Origin of the sequence: Bordetella petrii, assembly GCF_020991325.1 — a bacterium.
GTDB lineage: Bacteria > Pseudomonadota > Gammaproteobacteria > Burkholderiales > Burkholderiaceae_B > Bordetella_A > Bordetella_A petrii_E.
On record NZ_JAJMLX010000392.1, the window covers coordinates 1 to 3234 of the forward strand.

A 3234-nucleotide genomic window follows, 5' to 3' on the forward strand; every position below is an offset into this window, starting at 1 on the left:
CCAATTGGGGACGTGCGTCGATCCAGCGCTGCAGCGCGGCCAGCGCGGCCTGGCCCACCGGCACGCTGCGGCGCTTGCCGCCCTTGCCCAGCACCACGACTTCGGCCTCGGCCATATTCAGCCAGCTGCGCGATTCGTAATCGGGGCTGCGTTCATAGCGCATGTCCAGGCTTACCAGTTCCGACAGCCGCAGCCCGCTGGAATACAGCAGTTCGAACATGGCGCGGTCGCGCAGGCCGGTTGGTTCGTTGGCCAGCCTGGCGGCGGCGTGGTCCAGCAGCGCCTGGGCCTGTTCTACCGACAAGGCCTTGGGCAGGCCGCGCGCGGCCTTGGGAGCGCGCACGCCGGCAACGGGGTTGCCGGCCAGTTTGGCCGCCGGCGCCCACCACTGGTAAAAGCCGCGCCAGGCGGCCAGCGTGCGGGCCAGGCTGCGCGGCCCCAGCCCCTGTGCGTGCAGGCGCGCCACGAACTGGCGGATATGCCCGTTGGACAACTGTTCCAGCGGCAGGCGCCCGACTTGCGCCAGCTGGGCCAGTTGGCGCAAGTCGCGCTGGTAGGCGTCCAGGGTATGCGCGGAATAACGCCGATGCGACCGCAAGTGCTGCAGCCATGTGTCCATGGGCCGCGGCAGGGTGTCGGTAGCGGGGTCGTCCGGGTTCATGGCGTGGGTGGGGGCAGCCGTGCGCCCCGGATCAGGGCTGGGCCGCCGCCGGCGTGTCCAGCCGCCGCAACGTGGCCGAGGCCAACCGGCCGATGGCTTCCAGGAATACCGTGCCCATTTCCGGGTTGAAGCGTTCCGGGTCGTCGGACCCGAGCACCAGCAGGCCGATGCTGGGTTGGTCGGCGTCGAAGCGCAGCGGCACCAGGGCCAGCGACTTGGGCTTGGCATCCAGCCAGCCGGCGGCTTCGAACTCGGTGTCGGGGCCGCAGTAGGGGGCCTTCAGGCTGTCGGCGAAGGCGTGCACGTCGGCCGATACCGGCTCGCCATAGCCCGCGTCGGGCAGGCCGGGCAGGTTCCACAGACGCATGGCCACGTGGTTCAGGTCGAATTGTTCGGCCAGGCCCAGGGCGATTTCGCCGGGCAGGTGCTGGGGTTCGGTTTCACCCAGCAGGCGGCAGCACCATTGCGACACGCGTTCGCCGATGGCCTCGTTGGAATCGGCGTGGTGCACCAGTTCGTTCAGGCGCCATTCGAGTTCGCGGTTGCGTTCGCGCAGCGTGAAAATCTGCCGTTCGCCCAGCGAAATGGCGCGGGCGCCGTGCGGGTGCGGCACCTGCAGGGTGGAGAAGACTTCGGCGTGTTCATCGAAGAAGTCGGGATTGTTCTGCAGGAAATCCGCGACGTCCTGGGCAGTGAGAGCGGTATCGGTCATGAAGGCTATCGGCCGAGGGCCATGGAAAAGACGAGTTTGTCGATGTCGACCTGGCCCGAGAACACGGACGTGGCCGGGCCGGTCATGCGCAGGCGTTCGCCGTTCCAGTCGATGGAGAGCATGCCGCCGCGCGTGTGTACGCGTACGGGTGTGTCGAGCAGGCCGCGCCGGATGCCGGCCGCCACGGCCGCGCAGGCGCCGGTGCCGCAGGCCAGCGTTTCCCCCGCGCCGCGTTCGTACACGCGCAGGCGGATGGTGTGGCGGTCGATTACCTGCATGAAACCGGCGTTCACGCGCCGCGGGAAGCGCGCATGGCGTTCGACCAGCGGGCCCACCACGGCCACCGGCGCGGTGTCGACGTTGTCGACCTGCTGCACGGCATGGGGGTTGGAAATGGCCACGGCCGACACCCGCACGCTGCGCGGCATGTTGGCCGGGGCGTCGGGCAGGTCCAGTTCCCACAGGGTGTCCTGGCCCTGCACCGTACTGGCCAACCCGGCGGTGTCGAACGGCAGGGCCGCGGGGTCAAACCGGGTAATGCCCATGTCCACGGTGACCTGTTCGTCGTCGCCTTCGTCTAGCACCAGGATGCCGGTGGCGATTTCCGCGCGCAGCGGGTTGCGGTCGGACAGACGTTGTTCGTGCACGAAGCGCACGAAGCAGCGCGCGCCGTTGCCGCAGTGTTCGACTTCGGACCCGTCGGCGTTGAATATGCGGTAGCGGAAATCGGCGTCGGGGCTGGTGGCGGGTTCCACCAGCAGGATTTGGTCGGCGCCGATGCCGAAATGCCGGTCGGCCAGGGCGCGGGCGCGCTCGGGCGTCATGGCGATGGATTGGCGCACGCCGTCGAGGACAACGAAATCGTTGCCCGCGCCGTGCATCTTGGTGAAATTCCAGATCATCGGGCGATTATCGCCCATTACGCGCGGCTTCAGTAGAACTTGGCCTCGCCCGGCGGGCGCGTCTTGAAGCGGCGGTGCACCCAGTAATACTGGCTGGGGCAGCGCCGCACCCAGCTTTCGATATCGCGGTTCAAGCGCGCCGTGGCGTCTTCCAGCGAGCCGTCGCCGGGGAAGTCTTCCATGGCGGGCAGCACTTCCACGTGGTAGCGGCCGGTGTCGGGATTCCAGAAATCCACCACCGGCAATACCGTGGCGTTCCATTTGCGCGCCAGTTGCGCGGTGGCCAGCAGGGTGGCGGCCGGCACACCGAAAAACGGCACGAACACCGCGCCGCTGCGGCCGAAATCCATGTCGGGCAGGTAATACACCGGCCGCGGCGCGCGCAGGTGGCGCACCAGGTCGCGCACGCCGTCTTTGCGGCTGACCAGGAAGACCTCGTTGAAGCGGGCCCGGCCGTCGCGCACGATGGCGTCCACCGCCGGGTCGCTTTGCGGCGTGTACATGGTGGCGCTGCTGGGCACTTCCATGGTCAGCCGGGTGGCGGCGGCATCCAGGGCCACGAAATGGGGCGCCAGCAAGATGACCGGGTGGCCCTGGGCGATGCAGTCGTTGATGCGGTGCCCGCCTTCCTGGGTGACCAGTTCGCGGACGGCCTCGGGCGTGCCGTACCACAGTACGCCGCGGTCGACGATGGTTTGCGCCAGGGCGCGGAAGTGTTCGCGTGTCCAGCGTTCGCGCACGTGTTCGGGTTCGTCTGGGAAGCACAGCTGCAGGTTCTTGCGCACGATGCGCGCGCGCGAGCGGGCCAGCTTCAGGGTCAGCCAGCCCAGCGTGGCGCCGATGCGCTGGCGCGTGGCCGGGCGCACGCGGCCGAACCAGGAGAACAACGCGTGCAGGGCGCGGATTTTGAAGTCATTCATGGGCGGGGGGCGGTTCGGCCGGTTCAGCGTGCGCCGAGG

4 protein-coding genes are annotated in these 3234 nt (G+C 68.7%); all 4 read right to left on the reverse strand.

Translation table 11 applies throughout. The features are described 5' to 3' along the window. A partial coding sequence (locus tag LPZ50_RS23475) for a site-specific integrase (RefSeq protein ID WP_230665272.1) occupies positions 1–661 on the reverse strand: 661 nt, incomplete at its 3' end. A 31-nt stretch (positions 662–692) separates the two neighbouring features. Then, the gene (locus LPZ50_RS23480; RefSeq protein WP_230665273.1) at positions 693–1373 is read right to left on the reverse strand and encodes a DUF484 family protein; all 681 of its coding nucleotides are present in this window, start codon (positions 1371–1373) and stop codon (positions 693–695) included. A 5-nt stretch (positions 1374–1378) separates the two neighbouring features. Next, the gene (dapF, locus tag LPZ50_RS23485; RefSeq protein ID WP_230665274.1) at positions 1379–2293 is read right to left on the reverse strand and encodes a diaminopimelate epimerase; all 915 of its coding nucleotides are present in this window, start codon (positions 2291–2293) and stop codon (positions 1379–1381) included. Positions 2294–2304: 11 nt separating this feature from the next. Then, positions 2305–3195 carry a lysophospholipid acyltransferase family protein gene (locus LPZ50_RS23490; protein WP_230665275.1) on the reverse strand — a complete coding sequence of 297 codons (891 nt, stop codon included), beginning with the start codon at positions 3193–3195 and terminating at the stop codon, positions 2305–2307. Between the last annotated feature and the right edge of the window lie 39 nt (positions 3196–3234).